20 protein-coding genes and 3 pseudogenes are annotated in these 20,231 nt (G+C 43.9%); 17 read left to right on the forward strand and 6 right to left on the reverse strand.

Annotated elements, in window-relative coordinates; all coding sequences use genetic code 11:
- Positions 1–858, reverse strand: an 858-nt coding sequence (locus tag AQR02_RS11220) for an NAD(P)/FAD-dependent oxidoreductase (protein WP_245237334.1), incomplete at its 3' end; no start/stop codon positions are given.
- A gap of 194 nt (positions 859–1,052) precedes the next feature.
- On the opposite strand from AQR02_RS11220, the gene AQR02_RS11225 reads away from it, so the two are divergent.
- A complete protein-coding gene (locus tag AQR02_RS11225; RefSeq protein ID WP_054940633.1) occupies positions 1,053–1,877 on the forward strand; it encodes an acyltransferase domain-containing protein in 825 nt (274 codons plus the stop codon).
- 107 nt (positions 1,878–1,984) lie between these two features.
- Here the strand turns inward: AQR02_RS11225 and AQR02_RS11230 are convergent, their stop codons facing one another.
- On the reverse strand, positions 1,985–2,530 hold the full coding sequence (locus AQR02_RS11230) for a TetR/AcrR family transcriptional regulator (protein ID WP_054940634.1): 546 nt from the start codon (positions 2,528–2,530) through the stop codon (positions 1,985–1,987).
- A 216-nt stretch (positions 2,531–2,746) separates the two neighbouring features.
- Between AQR02_RS11230 and AQR02_RS11235 the strand changes: the two genes are divergently transcribed.
- Together AQR02_RS11235 and AQR02_RS11240 are read left to right on the forward strand one after the other, a co-directional pair.
- Positions 2,747–3,610 (forward strand): aldo/keto reductase, encoded by an 864-nt coding sequence (locus AQR02_RS11235; protein ID WP_054940635.1) that lies wholly within the window; start codon positions 2,747–2,749, stop codon positions 3,608–3,610.
- A 40-nt stretch (positions 3,611–3,650) separates the two neighbouring features.
- Complete coding sequence (locus AQR02_RS11240; protein WP_054940636.1) at positions 3,651–4,061, forward strand: cupin domain-containing protein; 411 nt, start codon at positions 3,651–3,653, stop codon at positions 4,059–4,061.
- A 92-nt stretch (positions 4,062–4,153) separates the two neighbouring features.
- Here the strand turns inward: AQR02_RS11240 and AQR02_RS11245 are convergent.
- A pseudogene (locus AQR02_RS11245) lies at positions 4,154–4,700 on the reverse strand (TetR/AcrR family transcriptional regulator).
- 216 nt (positions 4,701–4,916) lie between these two features.
- Here AQR02_RS11245 and AQR02_RS11250 point away from each other — a divergent pair.
- The 3 genes from AQR02_RS11250 to AQR02_RS11260 are packed head-to-tail and all read left to right on the forward strand — an operon-like array spanning position 4,917 to position 6,288.
- Positions 4,917–5,420, forward strand: a complete 504-nt coding sequence (locus tag AQR02_RS11250) for a cyclophilin-like fold protein (RefSeq protein WP_054940637.1) — start codon at positions 4,917–4,919, stop codon at positions 5,418–5,420.
- Positions 5,421–5,452: 32 nt separating this feature from the next.
- Positions 5,453–5,665, forward strand: a complete 213-nt coding sequence (locus tag AQR02_RS11255) for a cyclophilin-like fold protein (protein WP_054940638.1) — start codon at positions 5,453–5,455, stop codon at positions 5,663–5,665.
- Positions 5,666–5,721: 56 nt separating this feature from the next.
- Positions 5,722–6,288: a sugar O-acetyltransferase gene (locus AQR02_RS11260; RefSeq protein WP_054940639.1), complete on the forward strand. Its 567-nt coding sequence runs from the start codon at positions 5,722–5,724 to the stop codon at positions 6,286–6,288.
- A 48-nt stretch (positions 6,289–6,336) separates the two neighbouring features.
- Here AQR02_RS11260 and AQR02_RS11265 read toward each other — a convergent pair whose 3' ends face one another.
- Entirely contained in the window at positions 6,337–6,813 is a 477-nt protein-coding gene (locus AQR02_RS11265) for a ferritin-like domain-containing protein (RefSeq protein ID WP_054940640.1), read from the reverse strand.
- Between the two features lie 166 nt (positions 6,814–6,979).
- On the opposite strand from AQR02_RS11265, the gene AQR02_RS11270 reads away from it, so the two are divergent.
- Entirely contained in the window at positions 6,980–7,936 is a 957-nt protein-coding gene (locus tag AQR02_RS11270) for a sigma-70 family RNA polymerase sigma factor (RefSeq protein ID WP_054940641.1), read from the forward strand.
- Positions 7,937–8,011: 75 nt separating this feature from the next.
- Positions 8,012–8,437: an SRPBCC family protein gene (locus tag AQR02_RS11275; protein WP_054940642.1), complete on the forward strand. Its 426-nt coding sequence runs from the start codon at positions 8,012–8,014 to the stop codon at positions 8,435–8,437.
- 71 nt (positions 8,438–8,508) lie between these two features.
- On the opposite strand, the gene AQR02_RS11280 is transcribed toward AQR02_RS11275, so the two are convergent.
- On the reverse strand, positions 8,509–8,925 hold the full coding sequence (locus tag AQR02_RS11280; RefSeq protein ID WP_054940643.1) for a VOC family protein: 417 nt from the start codon (positions 8,923–8,925) through the stop codon (positions 8,509–8,511).
- Between the two features lie 854 nt (positions 8,926–9,779).
- Here AQR02_RS11280 and AQR02_RS11285 point away from each other — a divergent pair.
- From AQR02_RS11285 to AQR02_RS11315, 7 genes and pseudogenes are all read left to right on the forward strand, one after another.
- On the forward strand, positions 9,780–10,310 hold the full coding sequence (locus tag AQR02_RS11285) for a hypothetical protein (protein WP_054940644.1): 531 nt from the start codon (positions 9,780–9,782) through the stop codon (positions 10,308–10,310).
- A 623-nt stretch (positions 10,311–10,933) separates the two neighbouring features.
- The gene (locus tag AQR02_RS11290; protein WP_054940645.1) at positions 10,934–13,135 is read left to right on the forward strand and encodes a penicillin-binding transpeptidase domain-containing protein; all 2,202 of its coding nucleotides are present in this window, start codon (positions 10,934–10,936) and stop codon (positions 13,133–13,135) included.
- Between the two features lie 306 nt (positions 13,136–13,441).
- Positions 13,442–14,118, forward strand: a pseudogene (locus tag AQR02_RS11295) (response regulator transcription factor).
- Positions 14,115–15,170 (forward strand): HAMP domain-containing sensor histidine kinase, encoded by a 1,056-nt coding sequence (locus AQR02_RS11300; protein WP_054940646.1) that lies wholly within the window; start codon positions 14,115–14,117, stop codon positions 15,168–15,170. The pseudogene AQR02_RS11295 and the gene AQR02_RS11300 overlap by 4 nt, the downstream one beginning before the upstream one ends.
- A gap of 38 nt (positions 15,171–15,208) precedes the next feature.
- Positions 15,209–15,931 (forward strand): ABC transporter ATP-binding protein, encoded by a 723-nt coding sequence (locus AQR02_RS11305; protein ID WP_245237336.1) that lies wholly within the window; start codon positions 15,209–15,211, stop codon positions 15,929–15,931.
- Positions 15,928–16,674, forward strand: a complete 747-nt coding sequence (locus AQR02_RS11310) for an ABC transporter permease (protein ID WP_054940648.1) — start codon at positions 15,928–15,930, stop codon at positions 16,672–16,674. Before AQR02_RS11305 ends, AQR02_RS11310 begins: the two co-directional genes overlap by 4 nt.
- Positions 16,671–17,429, forward strand: a complete 759-nt coding sequence (locus tag AQR02_RS11315) for an ABC transporter permease (RefSeq protein WP_054940649.1) — start codon at positions 16,671–16,673, stop codon at positions 17,427–17,429. The genes AQR02_RS11310 and AQR02_RS11315 overlap by 4 nt, the downstream gene beginning before the upstream one ends.
- A gap of 642 nt (positions 17,430–18,071) precedes the next feature.
- Here the strand turns inward: AQR02_RS11315 and AQR02_RS11320 are convergent.
- Positions 18,072–18,374 (reverse strand): annotated as a pseudogene (locus tag AQR02_RS11320) (VOC family protein); the annotation flags it as partial.
- Between the two features lie 243 nt (positions 18,375–18,617).
- Between AQR02_RS11320 and AQR02_RS11325 the strand changes: the two are divergent.
- Both AQR02_RS11325 and AQR02_RS32420 read left to right on the forward strand, forming a co-directional pair.
- On the forward strand, positions 18,618–19,958 hold the full coding sequence (locus AQR02_RS11325) for an ABC transporter substrate-binding protein (protein WP_054940650.1): 1,341 nt from the start codon (positions 18,618–18,620) through the stop codon (positions 19,956–19,958).
- 93 nt (positions 19,959–20,051) lie between these two features.
- On the forward strand, positions 20,052–20,231 hold a 180-nt coding region (locus AQR02_RS32420), incomplete at its 3' end, for a hypothetical protein (RefSeq protein WP_159067742.1).

Consider the following 20,231-nt stretch of genomic DNA (forward strand, 5'->3'; position numbering starts at 1 on the left):
TGTACGCATATATACATAAGGGCGTGCCGTTTCCCATATCAAGGTTCTTTTATGCCAGCTTGAAAAATCGGCGACCGGCTTCGTAATGACGGCATAGGAGCTTGACAGCGTAGCATTTTTTTCAGTTTTGAAGTCGCTGTCTTCATATCCGGCCGCGATGATGACATGTCTGGCCCGAATTTCACGCTTTTCTTTGGTGTAAAACAGGGCATAATCCTGTTCGAAACGCCTGCCTGTTATTTCCGTATTTTCATAAATCAAGCCGCCCTGTGACTTTACTTTCTCAAGAAGCCCGTAAACAAATTTAAGCGGGTTCATCTCGGCATCATCGTGATAGTACAGTGCTGCCTCTTTTTGAAAAGGATAATGGCCCGATATCCTCTGGGCATCCCAGAGATCTACTTTAAACCCGTATTTCCTAAGGAGAGCATGTTCTTCGGTTAATTCAAAAATATCCTCCTTGGAGCTTGCGTAATACAGGCTGTCCCGTCTTATAAAATCCGGATCAATGGGTAATTGACGGCTTACCCGCTCAATGTCGTTAATAGACTGCTCACATAGTTTTAGATGACGGGCAGCCACCTCTTCACCAAAAGAATGGCTAAGCGATACAAAACTTTTTTCTCCGGCATATTGAATCAAAGCGGTATTGCTGCTGGTACTGCCTTCTCCGGCTCTTCTTTTGTCGACTACTACGACGGTCATCCCTTGTTCACAAAGGATATTTGCACACTGGGCACCTGAACTACCCGCACCAATGATTAGTACATCACAGGATATATCCTCTTCGAGCTTCGGATACGAAGGGGGGGTAACAACCGTTGTCGGCCAGTACAATTTTCCACTTTGCAGGTCCATATCAAGCCTCTCCCTTATTCATATTTCGAGTCTTAGTATGGACACTTTCCTGCAACTCGATACAAAACATTCGTGAAGCATTTATAACAGCAATGGTTCAAAATCGAAGGAGATTTAAAACGAGTTGTTACGATGGAAAACATATATAATGATGGGTGAGGCTACGGCTAAATGATCGCTAAAGGAGAATATAGATGACGACTTTAAAAGAAGTGTGTGAACATATCTGCTTACCGGATCCAATGAAAAGAAAAGTGCTTGAATTTGCAGACGAATTCGATCAGAGAAGAGCAGAGTCACTTTCTCCTGCCCTCTATGATCCATCATCCTGGGAAAAGGGAATTAAAGATATAGCCGGGGTTCTTGGAGAGGATCCGGATGGGAGCAAAATGCTCACCTTTATGCTCCAGAGGGCAGTAGATTCTCATAAGGAGTACGAAAAAAGAGGAATCATTGAGATCATTTTTACTGATACGATGAAGTTTTGTACCCGTTTCATAGACGAACATTACAAGCTGTACGGGACTTATGCATTTACCTGGGCTTGGTGGTTTCCAAGACAGATTTCACTTCGCGAATTCCGAATTGGTGCACTAGAATATGAAATGATCGAGCAGGAAGAAGAGAAATTAATTAATCTACATATCCCCGCAGATGCGGATTTGGGGAGGGAGAGCTTGCGGAAGTCATATGAGGAAGCCAGAGAATTTTTCGCCGAATACTATCCGGAGTATAGACAGTCGGATATGGTATGTGATTCCTGGCTGCTTTCTCCTGTCCTGACTAAATTGTTACCTGAGAATTCCAACATAGTGGGCTTTCAAAAGGCATTCGAATTGACACATATAGATCATTCTAGCGACAGCTCTATTAGATGGGTTTATGGAAGAACTGATATTCCAATACAAGAACTACCGGAACATACATCCTTACAGAAAAACATCAAAACCTATCTGCTAAAAGGCGGTAGCATTGGCGCAGCCAAAGGAAGACTGCAGGAAGAACCCTGGAAGGTCTAATCCGTAAGATTAAGTTTTCTTGAAGCTTATTATAGTCTCCCATAGCCGCCTGTAAAGGGCGGCTATTCATATATGCTGAGGCAATAGTTGTTTCAGTTAGAAGCCTTTTATAGGTTCCTATCTAACAAAATCCCCAGTTCTTCTGCCACGAGTTTAGAGGGTTCGATTAATCCATTAGAAATCCAGGCGATTATCGTCTCCACAATGGCAGCTCCAAAAAATTTAAGGATTAAATCTTTACTCAGCCCTTTATTTATTCCTTCGTCTACCTTTACGTCCTCCGCTAACTCTTCAATTACGAATTCCAGGAATTTATTGCGGAAAACAGGGGCACCTTTACTGATTAATAAGGTCGAAAAGAACGGAAAATGGTTTTCAAAATATTGGCACCATAACAAGTTTCCCTCTGTAAAACTCAGATCGGCTGCCGATCTGCATAGTTTCCTCAATTCGTTAATATGCTCTTCGATCAGCTTATCCAGTAAATCGAATTTATCCAGGTAATGATCATAAATAGTCCTGCGCCCGACATTTGCTCTGTCAGAGATATCCTGTATAGTAATTTGATCGAGATTTTTTTCGGACATTAATTCAATAAAAGCTTTTTTTATCGCTTCTTGCGACTTTATAATTCTTCTATCCATTCTAGACATTTATATTCACCCAGGCTCTCTCTAAATATCGTACATTATCTAGATATTTGTGCGGTAACATACAAAACAGGGCATTCTGAATATTGAAAATCTGTTCTTATCATCTTATATTATACACAGATGTGCGGTAACGCAGTAATGTGCGGTACATTTATCACTATAAGCCAAACAATTATTTTATTCCCCAATAAAAATAATGTAGAGGAGGCAATAACCATGTTTAACGAAACTAACACATTAACAAACGGCATAGAAATCCCCAAATTAGGTCTCGGTACCTGGCTGCTTGACGATGAACAGGCACACCAGGCAGTGCGGGATGTAGTATCTATCGGATATCGCCATATTGATACTGCTCAGGCTTATATGAATGAAACTGGTGTAGGCAAAGGAATCCGTTCCTGTGGGATCGCACGTGAAGAGCTATTCATTACGACTAAGGTTGCCGCAGAACTAAAGAACTATGATGCAGTGACAAAGTCCATTGATGGGTCTTTAGCTAAATTGGGACTTGATTACATCGACCTTATGATCATTCACAGCCCGCAGCCCTGGAAGGAGTTCCGCGAGGACAACCGTTACTTTGAGGAAAATAAAGTAGTCTGGAAAGCACTAGAGGATGCTTATAAAGCCGGCAAAGTAAAAGCAATCGGTCTTTCTAACTTCCTTCAGGATGACATAGAGAACATACTTACCAGCTGCGAGATCAAGCCTATGGTCAATCAGATCTTGGCACATGTGAGAAATACGCCTTTATCGCTAATTGAATTCTGCCAAGAGAATGACATCCTGGTAGAGGCCTATTCACCCATTGCCCACGGAGCCGTTCTTGATCATGCAGACGTTAAGGTAATAGCGGATAAGTATGGAGTAACTGTCGCCCAGCTTTGTCTTCGTTATAATATCCAGCTTGGTCTTGTAGTCATTCCTAAGACAGCAAATCCTGATCATATGAGAAATAATGCAGAACTCGATTTTATAATCAGCGATGCAGATATGGAGTCTCTGAAGCATGTAGAGCCCATTCAGGATTACGGTGAGCATAGCTTCTTCCCGGTATTTGGCGGGAAATTAAAGTAAATAAGTACAAATATAAATGATATATATAGGAGGTAATAAAATGGCTAAACATGAAGAAGTCAAGAGGGGTGTAATTTTTCCGGTTGGAGAGAAGAATGAAGCATATTCACAATTTTTTGTGGGACAAAGTTATCTAAAAACTTTAATGGCTGATCCCGCTGTGAATGTGGGTGTTAGCAATGTCACCTTCGAACCAAGCTGCAGAAACAACTGGCATATCCACCAGGGCGGATTTCAAATATTGTTGGTAACTGGAGGCGAGGGCTGGTATCAGGAGGAAGGTAAGCCAGCACAATCCTTGAAAGCGGGGGATGTTATCTTAACCCATGATGGTGTTAAACATTGGCATGGTGCGGCAAAAGATAGTTGGTTCGAACATATTGCCATCACTGCGGGCAGACCGGAATGGTTGGAACCTGTGTCGGATGAGGCATATAATAAACTCGGTTAAATCTCTGTATAACAGGACTCAGGCTGTCGAGACGTTCTCGACAACCTGAAGCTGCCTTAATTAGCAGCGATTTGTTTCATTTGAGTTGTCTTTTATACAACCCTCTCAAGCAATACCCCAACTTGTTTCGCCATGATATGAGGTGGATACGGCATCCCATTGGAAATCCACCATTCGACTATTCCTACAAAAGCTGTTCCCATAAAAGACCCCACAATCACTTCATCCAATCCCTGATTTCGTTCTTCGTTGGTATTGAATTCACCCTTATATTCTTCAATAAGAAACTCAAGGAACCGGGCACGAAACGAAGGAGCTCCTTTACTCGCCAACATCGTTAGAAAAAAATAAATAATGACGCTCAAAGTATTCGAAATAGACCAGATTTGCATCATTCCAGTCCATTTCACATGCATATTTGTTAATGTCCTTCATGTTATCAATATGTTCTTCGATCAGTTTATCCAGCAGATCAAATTTATCATTGTAATGCAAGTAGATAGTTGCCCGGTGGACGTTTGCCCTGTCGGAAATATCCTGGATCGTAATGGAATCAAAATTCTTTTCAGACATCAATTCAATGATGGCTTTTTTTATCGCTTCCTGAGACTTCATTATTCTTCTATCTATTTTAGTCATCTTGGATATCACCAAACTCCCGTAGTTAATAGTCAATTCAGAGGAATCTGTACATTAATCGACAGATACAGATTATTTAACGATTGTAAGATGCTCGATTCTATATAATATTATACACATGTCGTTTAATCGATCAATATCGTTTAGCATCACGCGCACGTACGTTGCTTGAACCGGATCACATTGGCGAGCAATTGCTTATTTCAGGAGGTACATATGCGTACAATCTTATACTTGCTCTTTGGCCTTACTATTATATTTGCACAGGCTGCCTGCAGCCCGACAAATCATGGGCCAAGTTCCGGTACTACTGTAGAAAGCGATGAAGCGCCAAAAGGAAATACCGTCAAGGAAAACAAAGTAATTCCCATCCGAATTATTGTTGGAGGCAGCACATTTACAGCAACATTAAATAACAATGAGACGACGCAAGCCCTGGTGGCGCAGTTTCCGATGACCCTCCAAATGAATGAGCTGAATGGGCTAGAGAAGTATAATGATTTGTCCGAAGCGCTTCCGTCTGCCTCTCCTGAACGTCCTGCAACCATTCATGCCGGTGACATAATGTGCTGGTCCGGAAATACGCTTGTACTTTTTTATCACACCTTCTCTAATTCTTACGACGGTTATGTTCCGCTCGGTAGTGTCGACGATCCTGCAAATCTGGCAGCAGCGCTTGGTTCAGGGAGTGTACAAGTTACCTGGTCGCTTGCAGAATAATCCTGATAAAAGAGCAACCTGAAGAGAATTATATGATTAACATGACTATCATTGTCGGGAAAGCGGCTTTCAAAGCCAAAATGTATGACAATGAAACAACACGGGCTTTGATTACACAGCTGCCAATGACAGTTAACATGTCCGAATTGAACGGACAAGAGAAATACTATCCAGAGGACATCTCAGGATTCGCAGCAGCACTTGGACCAGAAGCTGTTCAAATCACTTTTTCCATAGATAACTGATATAACTTCAATTAAAGACAACAAAAAACTCAAAAATGAAAAAGGAGTTATGTAAAATGAATCCAAAAGACATTCTTGAACGAGATAAAAATGGCGAGTTAATTTCATTGAATGATCCCGGGTATGATATAATCCTTGACCTTATTGTTGAAGCACAAAAAATCACAATGGAATTAAACAACTCCTATCATGAAGCGGATGAAGTCAGAGAATTATTTTCGAAGTTAACGGGAGTAGAGGTAGATGCTTCGTTAGGACTTCTTCCACCTTTTTATACTGATTTCGGCAAAAATATCAGAGTAGGGAGAAATGTGTTTATCAATCACGCTTGTACATTTATGGACAGGGGTGGCATTACCATCGAAGATAACGTATTAATAGGGCCTAAAGTGAACCTGATTACAATTAACCACCCTCTGGATCCTGCTAAAAGACAATCTACTATCTCTACTCCTATTGTTATCAAGAAAAACGCTTGGCTGGGGGCAGGCGCGATGATCTTACCAGGTGTTACGGTCGGAGAAAATTCTATTGTATCCGCCGGTGCTATTGTCACCAAGGATGTACCAGCCAATACGATTGTAGCAGGTGTTCCTGCGAAAATTATTAAGAAGATTGAATAAACGGGAGACTCTGAATGAATAAAGTACTTAGGCAGTCCAAGGAAATTATTACTGATTTCCAGCCAAGTTCTGTAGCAACAGATTATTATACTTTGCCGCATGCTTTTGCTCATCGAGAATAATACCATACAAAGTATCCTTATAAACGCCATAAGGAAGGCCGAACCAGATCTTTCGATACTTTTCTACTGCAGACAATTCCCCTTGGAAAGCTTTTTGCAGCCCCGCAACATACGAATGTACATGTTCAGGAACTTCGTTGCTGACTCCTGTCACTTCATGGCCAGTTATTTCTCTGTACATTTGCCGGAACATTTGATTATGATCTCGTTCATCATTCCGAATAGAGGTAATCACTTCAGCTTGGTTCTGGCTAGGAGTAAGACGAATGAGTTGGTCATAAAAAAGTTCATCATTTCGTTCCCCTTGGACTGAAGTCCTCATTAATTCAAGCGCGTCCTGCGTTGAAGTTGCCCAAACAGGAACGAATGGCGATCTGAACCAATACGGATAAACCATATTCATGAGCGTTGCCCTCCGATGTGTATATAATTTCACTCTCAATTATATGCACATGAGCCTAGGGTGTGATTAATAATGAGGTTCAGTTGATTTATCATATTTGAGGCTGTCTGCTTCATTGCATATAATGAAGGTACCCCCTTTGGGGAGATCGTTAAGGGAGGCCGCGATGAATGAGACCGCATTTGACGAACCATTATTTGCAAGCTTGAAGCCGGGCTTAACCTCGTTCTGTTACCGAATGCTAGGCTCCATGGACGATGCGGACGATGCCGTTCAGGAGACGAGTATTCGGGTCTGGCAGAGCTGGAGCACGTTCAGACAGGATTCCTCGTTCAAAACTTGGGTCTATCGGATTGCTTCCAACCTATGCTTGGACAAGCTGAGACAATCCAAACGCCGCGCGCATCCCGTTGACCTGTTCGACCCGGCCGTCACCATCGTCGAGCCGCGCGACACGTTGCCTAACTCTGCCTGGATCTGGCCGTCTCCCGACTTTGGGGGCAATCCGGAGGATCGGCTCGTCCGCAAAGATACCCTTAAACTGTGCTTCATCGCTCTCCTGCAGACCTTGCCTCCGCGGCAACGCGCGGTGCTCATTTTGAAGGATGTATTTGAATGGTCCTCCAAGCAGATCGCGGAGACGTTGGCGATGTCGCCGGCAGCGGTGAACAGCGCCTTGCAAAGAGCCCGAGAGACGATGGACCGGGCGCAGCTTCGCTCGGATGAGCTCAGCAGCGTGGACGTTCAACCGGAGCAGCAACTGCTGTCCCGGTATGTGGAGGCCTTCGAGCAATTCGATATTGCTGCGCTCGTCGCGTTGTTCCACGAGGAAGGCTGCATGTCAATGCCGCCCTTCAAGATGTGGATCCGCGGCAAGGAAGATTTGTCCGCCTTCTTTTCGCTTACTCGCAGACATTGCGAAGGTTCGCGATTGGTGCCCATTACGGTGAATGGCGGTTATCCGGCGTTGGCCCAGTATATGCCGGGCAAAGAGGGCACTAGCCTGGTACCCTGGGGCATCCATGTCATCGAAACCAAAGAAAATCAAATCCTGCACGTTCAAAACTTCATTCACACGCCATTATTTAAGCGATTTGGGCTGCCTGAGCGAATTGACCAATGAATTTCGTCATTGGCTTACGTCTATATCATTGAGAATAACCAAACGACGAATATCAGAGAGAGGTGTCGATTTAAAATGGAAAAGAGTCAACCGACGAAAGTAACCGTGCAAGCTGTGATTCAAGCCCCTTTCGAGAAAGTATGGCGCTATTGGACCGAACCGGATCATATCACCAAATGGAATCAAGCATCCGAGGACTGGCATGCGCCGAGAGCCGAGAACGATCTGCGGGTCGGCGGTAAGTTTCTGACAAGGATGGAAGCGAAGGATGGCAGCATGGGCTTTGATTTTGGTGGCGTCTACGATGTCGTGAATCAGCATGAGGCAATCGGCTACGCCATGGAAGACGGAAGAAGAGTGGATATTGCTTTCATCGATCAAGGGAATGAGACGAAGGTCGTTGAAACGTTTGATGCGGAGAGCTCCAATCCCGTCGAGCTCCAGCAAGCGGGCTGGCAAGCGATCATGGACAATTTCAAAGCCTATACTGAAAAAAACTAATCATCGCGAAGAAGACGCCGGGGAAGATGCCCGGCGTCTTTCTATTTGAACACTAGTACGCTCCATTAATCTTAACTTTGTGCCGCATTCTTGTTCATGTAGTTAATAGCCCACAGATGTCCGTCCAAGTCCACGAAGCCCCAATGATACATGAACCCATGATCTTCAGGTTCAGCGTGTAACTTCCCGCCCAACGAGACCGCGGTATTCACGATTTCATCGACCTTTTGCCGGCTCTCGAAGGCCAATGCGATCGTCATCTGCGCATACTTGCTCGTATCGACGGATTCTTTCTCCGTGAGCGTATTAAAGAATGCTTGATTGATCAGCATGACCTGCAGATTGTCGCCGATCACGATGGCTACCGAATTCTCGTTATCGGGGAATTGCGGGTTGAGCTCGAATCCAAGTCCGGTGAAGAACGCTTTCGATTGTTCTACGTTTTTTACAGGCAGGTTGAAGCTCGTGAATGCGGATGTTAATGCCATTTTCAAAACACCTCTTCGTCAAATTAGTTTGTGTTCAGTATTTCCTTCGCTTATATAGACGACAGCCGATCCAGGAAATCATCGGTCTCATGGATTCGGAAGCCTGAATATTGACAAATAGCTTGGTATTGAGTTCCGATACCCGCCACCGTATGGTTGCTTATTCCTATATTAAGAAATCTGGATAAACTCAACCATTAATATGCCACAATATTGCTCTTATTGGAAGTAACAGGTTAGAGATTAACCGATATATTAAATCTGAAGAAAGATTCATTATTCATATAACTGGTGGCGACTGGATAAGAATTTACCTGGCAGTTTCAAAAAGCGTTGTATATCGCCAAGAGACATGGCTGACCCGATTCGTGAGCAATGCAAAACCACCCACTATATTATTTCTCGAAGGCATACGGAACATCTTGATAAGAATAACTGGTTTATGTTCAGTGAAAATAAAGTATTAGACTGTGGGCCAGAGACAGGCGAGTATTCGAATAGTACATATTTTTAATTACCGGTTTTCATCCGCGATCTCGGAGCTCTAAGTGTCCGAAGTTCACTGATTTGTGTGCGCACTCGTTTCCATGGTTTCCACAGGTATATACGGAGTCTTCTCCGAATCAACCTTTTGTTACTTTTACTATAAATTTAATAAGCACTATAAATTTTCTTTGTAACAATTTGATAGCTTATTCTGCTAATCAATCATTTTTATACATTAAATCCATATATAAAAATACGTAAAAGTGTATACAGTTAATTATGGTAAATAGATAATATCAATAATTTACTAAAATATGGTAAGGTATATACAAATATATCACTATTTATACTTTTAGGAGGTAATAAAATTGATCAAGTTTTTAGGATTGGGTTTGGCAGCGTCTTTGCTTTTTACTCCGACTACAAGCTTAATAGTAGCGAATTCAACATCGACACAAAATTCTTCAGTCTCCGATGTTTCTTCTGAAGTTTATTCTTCAAGTAGATATACTTATAACAATAACATCTTCGAAGGTCCAGAAACGAAGGTTTTGATAAGAGATGGGGTTGAAGCGCAAAAAAATTCACTATTTTCAGAGACCTATAAAATAGTTCCTGTGCATCATGATGGTGGAGCTTTTAATGATGCATTCACCTCTACACCTTCTGATGGAGTTAACTTGAATATTTGGATGAGGAATAATAGCAGTTATGCAGTCCAATTTCAAGTTAAAATCAATGGATTGTTGATTACTGATCAAACGATTGCTGCTGGCGCACAGAAGACAATCTCATATACGGATATGTTTGGGGTTGGATTAAACGGATCTTACTCTATATACATATATAGTAGATTAGGATACTCTCTTGATGTTGACGTAAGTGCTAGACAGTTCTAACTTTTTAAATGTATTAACAAACCCGTATGCTTGCAAAATCACGGGATTAGAATACCTACTTATATGTGGAATAAAATGGTTGATTTTACCTTATCATGCACTGTACAATTTGTAATGAGAGTGACGATCATTATGGCAATCTTTAATCTAACTAATAAAAACTGGCCCTACCTATGCCTACAACATTGAGCTTTACTGGGAAGTAGGGAAATAGCAATTCAGTGCCAAGCGAACACTCATCGGGAAAGGTAAGCCAAAGAAAAGAGAGATCGTAACTCGTCGTGTGTATTGCAGGGTGTAGGAGGCGGAGTCTGGAGACCTGCTAAAATGCGAGGCCTATGCCGATTTTCAACTTTCAGCGCAGTTTCTACGGCATCATCATACCTTGTTGACTTAAATCGGACTGGCCACCAAGGAACACTGGATATTTGTTATTTTTGCTAATGGTCATTTTTGCTTTCGTAGCTGCTTTCTTGCTCTGATGTTAAGTCTATATGCCTAGACATAAAAGCGCAGTTGATCGTCTAGGGCATTGCTGAGATTAAATAAACAGATTGCTAACCACAAAAATTTAATGAGTTCTTAATTACATAAATCTAAATATATACTTGTGAGGTTTTCTTATGGTAAAGAGAATAAAACTTCGCACGCTGTTTATAGGAGGGTGTATTACGCTCTTTTTTCTTGTTTTGCTCGGCAGGGTGTTTTGGATTCAGGTGCTGGAAAGGGATTTCTGGCAATCCATGGCCTTAGAGCAAAGGGCCCATACTTCGGTGATTAAAGCGGTGCGTGGCACGATCGAGGACCGCAACGGCAAGGTGCTCGCAAGTGATATACCAGCCTATACAGTAGTGGTTAATCCAAAAGCGATTGCCGCGCTCGGCATAGGGGAAGAAGTTATCAGCGGCCTGCATGAGCTGCTCGGCAAACCTGAAGATGAGCTTAAGGTAATCGTGGAAGCCAAAGATAAAAACGGAAAGTACCTGAAGAACCGGGAGATCCGTAATGAAGGCTGGAAGATAGACCAGGAGATGCGCGACAAAGTCAATGAGTTCATAAAGAAACTGAAGGATGAACATGACACTCTGGAGACGGGCATGGGCCTGATTAGGGAGCAGAAGCGCTATTATCCTCAACAAACTCTGGCTGCACATATTTTGGGTTATACGGACCGCGACGGAAATGCGGTAATGGGGCTCGAAAAGTATTTTGACAATCAGCTTAAGGGTGAAAATGGTGAGCTACTCTACCAGAGTGACGGTAAAGGCATCAAGCTACCTGACTCAAAGGATACATATCAGCCGGTTGTTAATGGAAGTGATTTCAAGCTTACAATCGATAGCACAATCCAGTATTATATCGAACAGGCAATGCAGAAGGCATATGAAGAATACAAGCCCAAGAATATTACGGTAATTGCTGCGGACCCAAGCACCATGGAAATATTGGGGCTGGCGAATATGCCGACCTTTAACCCGAATGAGTTCTGGAATTATGCCTCCGATCCTGGAGTATTCTTCAACCATGCGATCAAAACGAGATTTGAGCCTGGCTCCACATTCAAGATAGTAACGCTTGCCGGTGCGGTACAGGAGAAACTATTCCATCCAGACGCAACCTTTATGTCTGGTTCTATCCGCATTAAGGGGTACGGCAAGCTGTTGTATGATCAAAAGAGAAGCGGGTATGGCGAAATTTCCTATCTTGAAGGCGTGAAGCGTTCAAGTAACGTGGCCTTCATCAAACTCGGTTATGAGATGCTCGGTTCGGAAAGGCTATTGCAATACGTAAATGCCTTCGGATTTAACGATCCTACCGGTATTGACCTGCCGGGCGAAATCAGCGGACTCGTTAATCCAACACCGAACAATGCTTCAGAGAACGCGACAATCGCATTCGGACACGGTAAAGTACAGGTGACTCCTATTCAGCAGCTAACCGCTATGGCGGCCATCGCTAATGGCGGTAAGTTGATGGTACCACATGTCGTCAAGGAAATTACCGACCCGAATACTGGAAAGATAACCATGACCCAGCCAGAAGTGGTACGTCAGGTCATTTCTGAAAAGAGCGCTCGGGAAACTGGAAGTTATCTGGAGCAGGTAGTTGCGGATCAGGTCGTTGGTACTGGACGCCATGCTTATATTGAAGGCTACAGGGTTGCGGGCAAGACCGGTACGGCGATTAAACCTGATGGTAAGGGTGGATATGATCGCGACAAGGTACACGCGTCCTTTCTAGGATACGCACCCGCTAATAATCCGAAGATTGTGGTCTATGTCGGCATTGACGAGCCTGCTGATGCTGCTGGCGGTGGTGCTGCGGCGGGACCGGTGTTTAAAGATATCGTATCCAAGGTATTGCCATATATGGGTGTATCAAAAGTTACAACGGCCGATGGAGGCAGTACTACCGTATCCGTCAAGTACGCACCCTCCACACAGCACTCCGCACCCGATCTAACCGAAAAATCGGTACAGGCGGCCAAGAACTTGCTCATTGATCAGGGCATTGACTTTAAAACGGTCGGAGGCGGAAACAACGTGATCAGCCAATATCCAGAGGCGGGCACCCGGCTTGCTTCGGGACAACGGATCTATTTGTTAAGTCAGCAGATTGACCAGGCATCTATTCCTGACCTACGAGGACAGTCACTACGTGATGCTCTGGAGGTGCTCAATCTGCTGAAGGTCATGATTTCCGTCGAAGGCGAAGGGTATATCATCGAGCAAACGGAATCAACCCAGAATGGAAAAAGACTAGTACATCTGAAGCTTAAACCGCTCTATGCATACGGCGAAGATATAACAAAGCACTTCAAATGAATAGACATCAAAGGTAGGTGTGTTGCGTATAGAGCAGTAGGTAGCATGCTTGAATGGTTTTGCTGACATGGCTGCATATATAATTTCCTGAACATTGAGAGCGGGAATTTGTAATGGCTGCGCGTTCCAAAAGTGTATTCTTGAAAACCGCGCTAGAGCGGTTTTTTTGATTGCACGTTTTTCAAAAATCCTTACAGCAAATTACTATTGCCGATTTGAATGGAGTTTAGAATTCAACGTGCTGCTGGTTTTTAGATTGTGTTAATTTGTCTAATAGTGAACTCGATTCAGAGAGAAGGATGTAATTTGAAAAGAAACATATTATATATTGAAGATAATGAAAAATAGGAGGTTGGGTAAAAGAAGAATTGGAACAGCGAGGATTTTCAGTTCAGTGGCTGCTATCTGGTGAAGGAGCCGAAAAAGTAGTAAATCAGCATGCAATCGTTATTTTGGATATTATGTTACCTGGTTTAGACGGTTTTACTGTTGGTAAACGATTAAAAAAGGCAGCCCCTGCTATTCCGATTTTGCTGTTATCTGCCCGGACATCGATAGAGGATAAGGTAGATGGTTTACAGTTTGCTGATGACTATTTAACGAAACCATTCCATACGGATGAATTAGTTGCAAGATTAGAAGTATTAATCCGTCGAAGTGGTGTAACACATTCCGGACGCATTTCATTAGGAAATCATATTGAAGTTGATTCAGAAGTCCAAATGGTAATTGATAAACGCACAGGAGAAGAAATTATTTTGACTGGGAAGCAACATCAAATCTTAATGTACTTCTTACGCCACCCTAATCAGGTTTTAGCCAAAGAGCAAATTTATGAAGCCATTTGGGAAGAAGCTTATATCACTGGTGATAAAACACTAATGGTGCATATCCGTAGACTGCGTCAAAAGCTGGAACGTAACCCGGATTCCCCGGAGATTATTGAAACGTTGAAGGGAATAGGCTATCGGGTGAAGCTATGAAACAGACCAGATCATTATTCCGCCGTTTTCTAAAAGTGCATTTTCTATTTATCTTTTTGCCTCCGATTGTGCTTATTTTCTTCTCTACGTTTTTTGGGTTTGAGGGTACCCATGAAGAAGGTCTGAATACGTTAAATCTATTTTACATTACACTGCTTTTGTTTAGTTTTATTTTGGTTGCATTTGTTGTAATATCTTGGCTGTTCTTTTTGAGGCTTCGCAAACGTCTTACCAGCTTACAGGAAGTCATGTCATTTTCAGCTAAACAACATTCCTTTCCTAAACCCATATCTGTTCAAAGTGATCGCATGGATGAAATAGACCAGTTAGGAAGTTCTTTTAATTGGATGATTCAGCAGCTTGAAGACAGCCGCAAGCGGGAATACGAAGAAGAATTATTACGGCATCGGCTCATTGCGAATTTATCTCACGACTTACGAACGCCGCTTACCATTTTGAGAGGACATGCCACCAGATTAAATAAAGAATCTATGAGTTTAGAAGGACAACATTCATTAACAGAGATGGACCATACGATTACAAGAGTCGGAGAGCTTATGGATGATTTACTTTCCTATACATTGCTTACATCAGGGAAATTTCCTTTTGAGCCTGCTTCAACAGATATTGGACGTTTAGTAAGAGCATCTGTTGCAGCATGGTATCCTGTATTTGAAGAACAAGAGTTTCAGATCGATGTTGATTTACCGGCAGAGAAAACTTTTTATTGGGAAGCAGATCCTAAATGGTTGACACGGGTTCTGGATAATATATTTCAGAATATTCTCCGCCATGCGGCAGAGGGGAAATATGCAAACATTGTGGTTGATCTAGAAAAAGAACTGATCATTGTTGCAGACAGGGGTCCCGGTATGGATAACTCTTTCTATGATCGCGGGGCGGGGATTGGTTTATCGGCTTCCAATTATATGCTAAAAAAAATGAAGCTTAAAGCTGACTTTACATCCAATGAAAATGGCACAAGAGTAGCTATTGGTAGAGCTTTACCTAAAAGTAACCCAGAATTAAACAGGCTGATACCCGAGATGTAACTCTGCCTCTTTATAATTAGAGCCATAACAGAAAGGAAGTGTTATGGTTGCTCACAATTAATAACTTAGTCAAACATCGCGGAAATCAAGAAATCTTGTCAGGGATCAGTTTTACAGCCAGACCCGGTAGAGTAACCGGTTTTTTAGGTCCGAATGGGGCAGGGAAAAGCTCTACACTCCGCATCCTGCTTGGATTAGATCGTGCCACCTCAGGTAGTGCGCTAATTAATGGAAAGCCTTTCGCAGAATTACATAATGCTCTAACAACCGTAGGAGCCGCACTTGATGGATCTGGAGCACATCGGATGCGGACAGGACGGGCGCATTTGCGCTGGATGGCCCGTGCCGCAGGATTGTCCCGCTCACGTGTCGAGGAAGTACTGGGAATCGTAGGTCTTACTAATGCGGCTGGCAAAAGAGTTGGGAGTTATTCCCTCGGCATGGGCAGAAGACTTGGGATGGCTGCTGCTCTGCTTGGCGATCCCGAAATATTAGTTTTAGATGAACCCGTAAACGGGCTCGACCCGGAAGGAATTCGCTGGATTCGGACATTTTTACGTGAACGTGCTGCGACTGGTAACACGGTGTTGATATCCAGTCATCTAATGGGAGAGCTTGCAGAGACTGTGGATGATGTGGTGATTATTAATCACGGAAAAGTCGTGGCGGTTGGAACATTGGCAGAAGTAATAGGTAACCATTCCACACTGGAGAAGGCCTTTTTTGCCCTGACATCTGAACATGCAGTTGGTAATGTATGAAGGCATTTAACGCCGAACTATCTAAAATGTTCTCCCTGCCGGGCATTTGGCTTGCCTTTCTTATTGGAGCTGTTGCCCCAGCGGTCATAGCTGCCTTGGACAGTATAGCACAAAAAGCAGAAATTATAGCTGGAGTTAGCACACGGCTTTCGGAAGTTGGCTATATTGGATTAGCTCTTGGTGTACAAGGTGTCATTATTCTTGGTGTGCTTGCTGTCAGCAGTGAGTATTTGACAGAGAGCAGTGAATCCGGTGGAGGACAACAGATAACAACAAGTTTAACTGCTGTTTCATCCCGGCTTCATTTTTTGCTGGCAAAAGCAGGCGCTGTGATAGGGCTCAGCATACTGCTTTGTATTGTTGCTATTATAACAACCGTCTCAGCATCGCATCTTATTCTTGGTGAATATACCCCTGCATTTGAATGGTCTAGACTTATCGGTGCAGTTTGTTACTGGATATTCACTGCTCTTTTAGCATTTGGGTTTACTGTTCTAACCAAGAATTCCACGATCCCGCTTGCTGTGCTCATGATAAATTCATCCGTTGTATCATTTAGTGTCCTGCTTTCTAAGGTTACAAAGTTGGCGTTTTACTTACCTGATCGAGCTGGCATTGATATGTTTATGTCTATGAGCGACAGAATTCACACCCCGTTCACAGGCGGTTTAGTCATGTTTACTTGGGTAGTCGTTCTTTTCATTGTTGCAATTGTTGTATTCCACAGGAGGGACGTCGCATGAGTGTCTCATCTAGTAGAAAGATAACACAAATCCTTGGTGCTGAACTGGATAAATTAGCTACATTACCATTGATATGGCTCACTCTTATGTGGACGTTCATTCTTAATTTGGTTTTAGCCGCAGCATTTACTTCTAATGGTCTACAAGGGGCAGCAGGAACGCAAAGTGTACTGAACATTGGACTTGCTTCTATGGGATATCTTCAAGCGGGGTTCATTATACTTGGTATCTTAGCTACTTGTTCGGAGTATACTGGAGGACAGATTCGAGCTACTTTAACTACGGTACCTTGGCGAGGGTTTCAATTATCCACGAAGCATTTGGCGTTGGCCATTATAACCATTCCTGTGGCGTTTATTATTGCTGCATCAGGTGTGCTATATACTTTTATTAGGATGAGAGACACAGCAGTAGGGATTGAAATAGACACAATGATAAAAACATTAGCAGGTGCAACAGGCTATCTGACATTAACCACACTTTTCAGTGCAGCTATTGGTGCTTTATTAAGACGATCCATGCCTGCTTTAGTGGTACTACTTGGTTATTATTTCATTGTCAGTCCATTGTCGAAAGATTTTCTGCCTAGTATTAGAAATTATTTTCCGGATACTGCAGGATATTATATGTATATGCCACCTTCCTCTGATGAAATAAATGTCCTTACACCAATGCAAGGGACAGGTATTTCAATCATATGGACACTGAGCTTTATAGCAGCAGCTATTGTATTTTACTGTAAACGAGATGCCTAAGTTTTGGTTTCATTATCTTTCTGCAGCAGCCGCAACAACACGTAATTTCCCTTGATGCCGGAAAAGTCCCAAACTGGCTCAAGTTTTGCAGAGATTCGATTAGCATCAACAGTTGTTGAACGCCTTTTATAGGTTCCTGTCTAACAAAATCCCCAGTTCTTCTGCCACGAGCTTAGATGGTTCGATTAATCCATTAGTAATCCACGCGATTATTGTGGTGTTAAACATTGGCATGGTGCGACAAAAGATAGTTGATTCGAACATATTGCCATCCTTCCTTGCCGCCGTTTAAGATGTGGATCCGCGGCAAGGAAAATTTGTCCGCCTTCTATTCGCTTACTCGCGGGCATTGCGAAGGTTCGCGATTGGTGCCTATTACGGTGAATGGCGGTTATCCGGCGTTGGCCAGTATATTCCGGGCAAAGAAGGCGCTAGCCTGGTACCCTGGGGCATCCACGTTATCGAAACAACCAAAGACAATCAAATCCTGCACGTTCAAAACTTCATTCACACGCCATTATTTACGCGATTTGGGCTGCCTGAGCGAATTGACCAATGAATCCTCTACTAATCATCACGAAGAAGACGCCGGGGGACATACCCGGCGTCTTTCTTTTAGAACACTAGCACGCTCCGATAACCTTAACTTTGTGCCGCATCCATGTTCATGTAGTTAATAGCCCACAGATGGCCGTCCAAGTCCACGAAGCCCCAATAATACATGAACTCATGATCTTCAGGTTCAGCGTGCAATTTCCCACCCAACGAGACCGCGGTATTTACGATTTCATCGACCTTTTGCCGGCTCTCGAAGGTCAATGCGATCGTCATCTGCGCATACTTGCTCGTATCGACGGATTCTTTCTCCGTGAGCGTATTAAAGAATGCTTGATTGATCAGCATGACCTGCAGGTTGTCGCCGATTACGATGGCTACCGAATTCTCGTATTAGGTTGTGTTCATTCATGCCTTCATTTATATAGACGACAGCCGAACCGGGAATTCATCGGTCTCATGGATATTGAAGCCTGAATTTTGAAAAATTGTGCTAGGATAAAGATTGAACCTCATGCAATTTTTCGTGCGATTTTAAAATAAATCGTGCATCACCCTCATATGAACTCTCGTATATAATTGTTACTATTACGGTGTAGCGGGATACTAAAGAATATATTAGGAGGGTTAAAGATGTTGAAATGGAAGCGTTCTCTCACAGTGCTGGCCATGACGGCCTTGCTGGGAACGATGGCGGCCTGCGGCGGCAACGGAAACGGAAATGGGGCTACAAACAAGGCAGAGTCTACTACCGAGCCTACCAGCACTACTGCAGCGGCGACGGCAGCACCCAGCAATGAGCCTGTTAAACTGCGTATTATGTGGTGGGGATCCCAGCCACGGCATGAGGCTACCTTGGCTGCGCTGGACTTATACACAAAGAACAATCCTAATGTTACCTTCGAACCGGAATATTCAGGTATGGATGGATACCTGGATAAATTATCAACACAGGCTGCAGCGAAAAATGCACCGGATATCGTTCAGCTTGATCCGGGCTGGATGCCGGACTGGATGTCCCGGGGCCAGTTAGCCGACCTCGCGCCTGAAGTGGATGTCAGTAAATTCGATGCCAAGCTGCTGTCCGGCGGACAGCTTGACGGCAAGCAGTTCGCGGTTCCGCTTGGCTCGGTAGCCTTCGGAATGGTATACGACAAGGCAGCCATGGATAAGCTCGGTATTGCAAATCCGGCTAACGGCTGGACTTGGGATGATTTCTTCGCGCTAGCCAAGGAGTCCAAATCCAAACTGCCTGAGGGGCAATATTTCACCCTGGACTATGGCGGCAACTACTTTATGTACTCGGCCTACCAGTACGCCAAAGGCAAGGGGCAGGTCATTACAGATGACGGCCACTTTAATGTCGATCAGGCAGCCTATCTGGAATGGACTAAGAAATTTGAAGAGCTGCGCAAGGAAGGCCTGGTTCCTCCGGCGGACGTAAATGCTTCCGATAAGGAAAATGATCCGCAAATGGACCTGCTGGCAGCAGGTAAGGTTCTGTTCCGGTACAGCTTCTCCAATAACCTTGGTACCTGGGACAGCATCAAGCCGGGTGCTTATGCCCTGGTAACGATGCCGCGTGCAGAAGAAGCGGGCGGCTGGCTGAAGCCATCCATGTACCTGGCCGTTTCCGAAAACTCCAAGCATGCTGAAGAAGCCAAGAAATTCATTAACTGGTTTGTAAATGACCAGGAAGCAGGAAATATTCTCAAGACTTTCCGCGGCCTTCCGGCCAACAAGGAAATTGCAACGGCGCTGGAAGCAAGCATGAGTGATCTGGATAAGGTTGGTTTGGGCTTGCTCCGCGCTACAGAGCCGGACGGCCAGACCTGGTCGGCTGGAGCCGGCGGCTGGACCAACTTCGTCGACAAAGACTGGGTACTGGTACGTGACCAGCTCAGCTTTGGCAAAGTGACACCGGAGAAAGCCTTTGAGCAGCTGAAGGAAGCGGCGCAGGCTTACGAAAAATAGTTCCAGAACGAAAGGCCCGGAGCATTTTGTTCCGGGCCTTGCCGTTACATGGGCGTCTAATGTGAATTGAGCGTAGAGGGAGGATTTATGAATATGGATCATACAGTACGTTATCAGCCCAGAGACGGATACCTGGCCTGGCTGCAATACCGCCGTCCTGCGGAGGGAGAGACGGAGCGGTATAAGGATTACAACTGGATTGTTGCCGCTGGCCTGGACCATGCTGTGCTTCGTACGGCTGCGGACGAGCTGGCTCAAGGCCTTAAGGGAATT

The sequence above is a fragment of the Paenibacillus ihuae genome (assembly GCF_001368795.1).
GTDB classification, from domain to species: domain Bacteria; phylum Bacillota; class Bacilli; order Paenibacillales; family Paenibacillaceae; genus Paenibacillus_AQ; species Paenibacillus_AQ ihuae.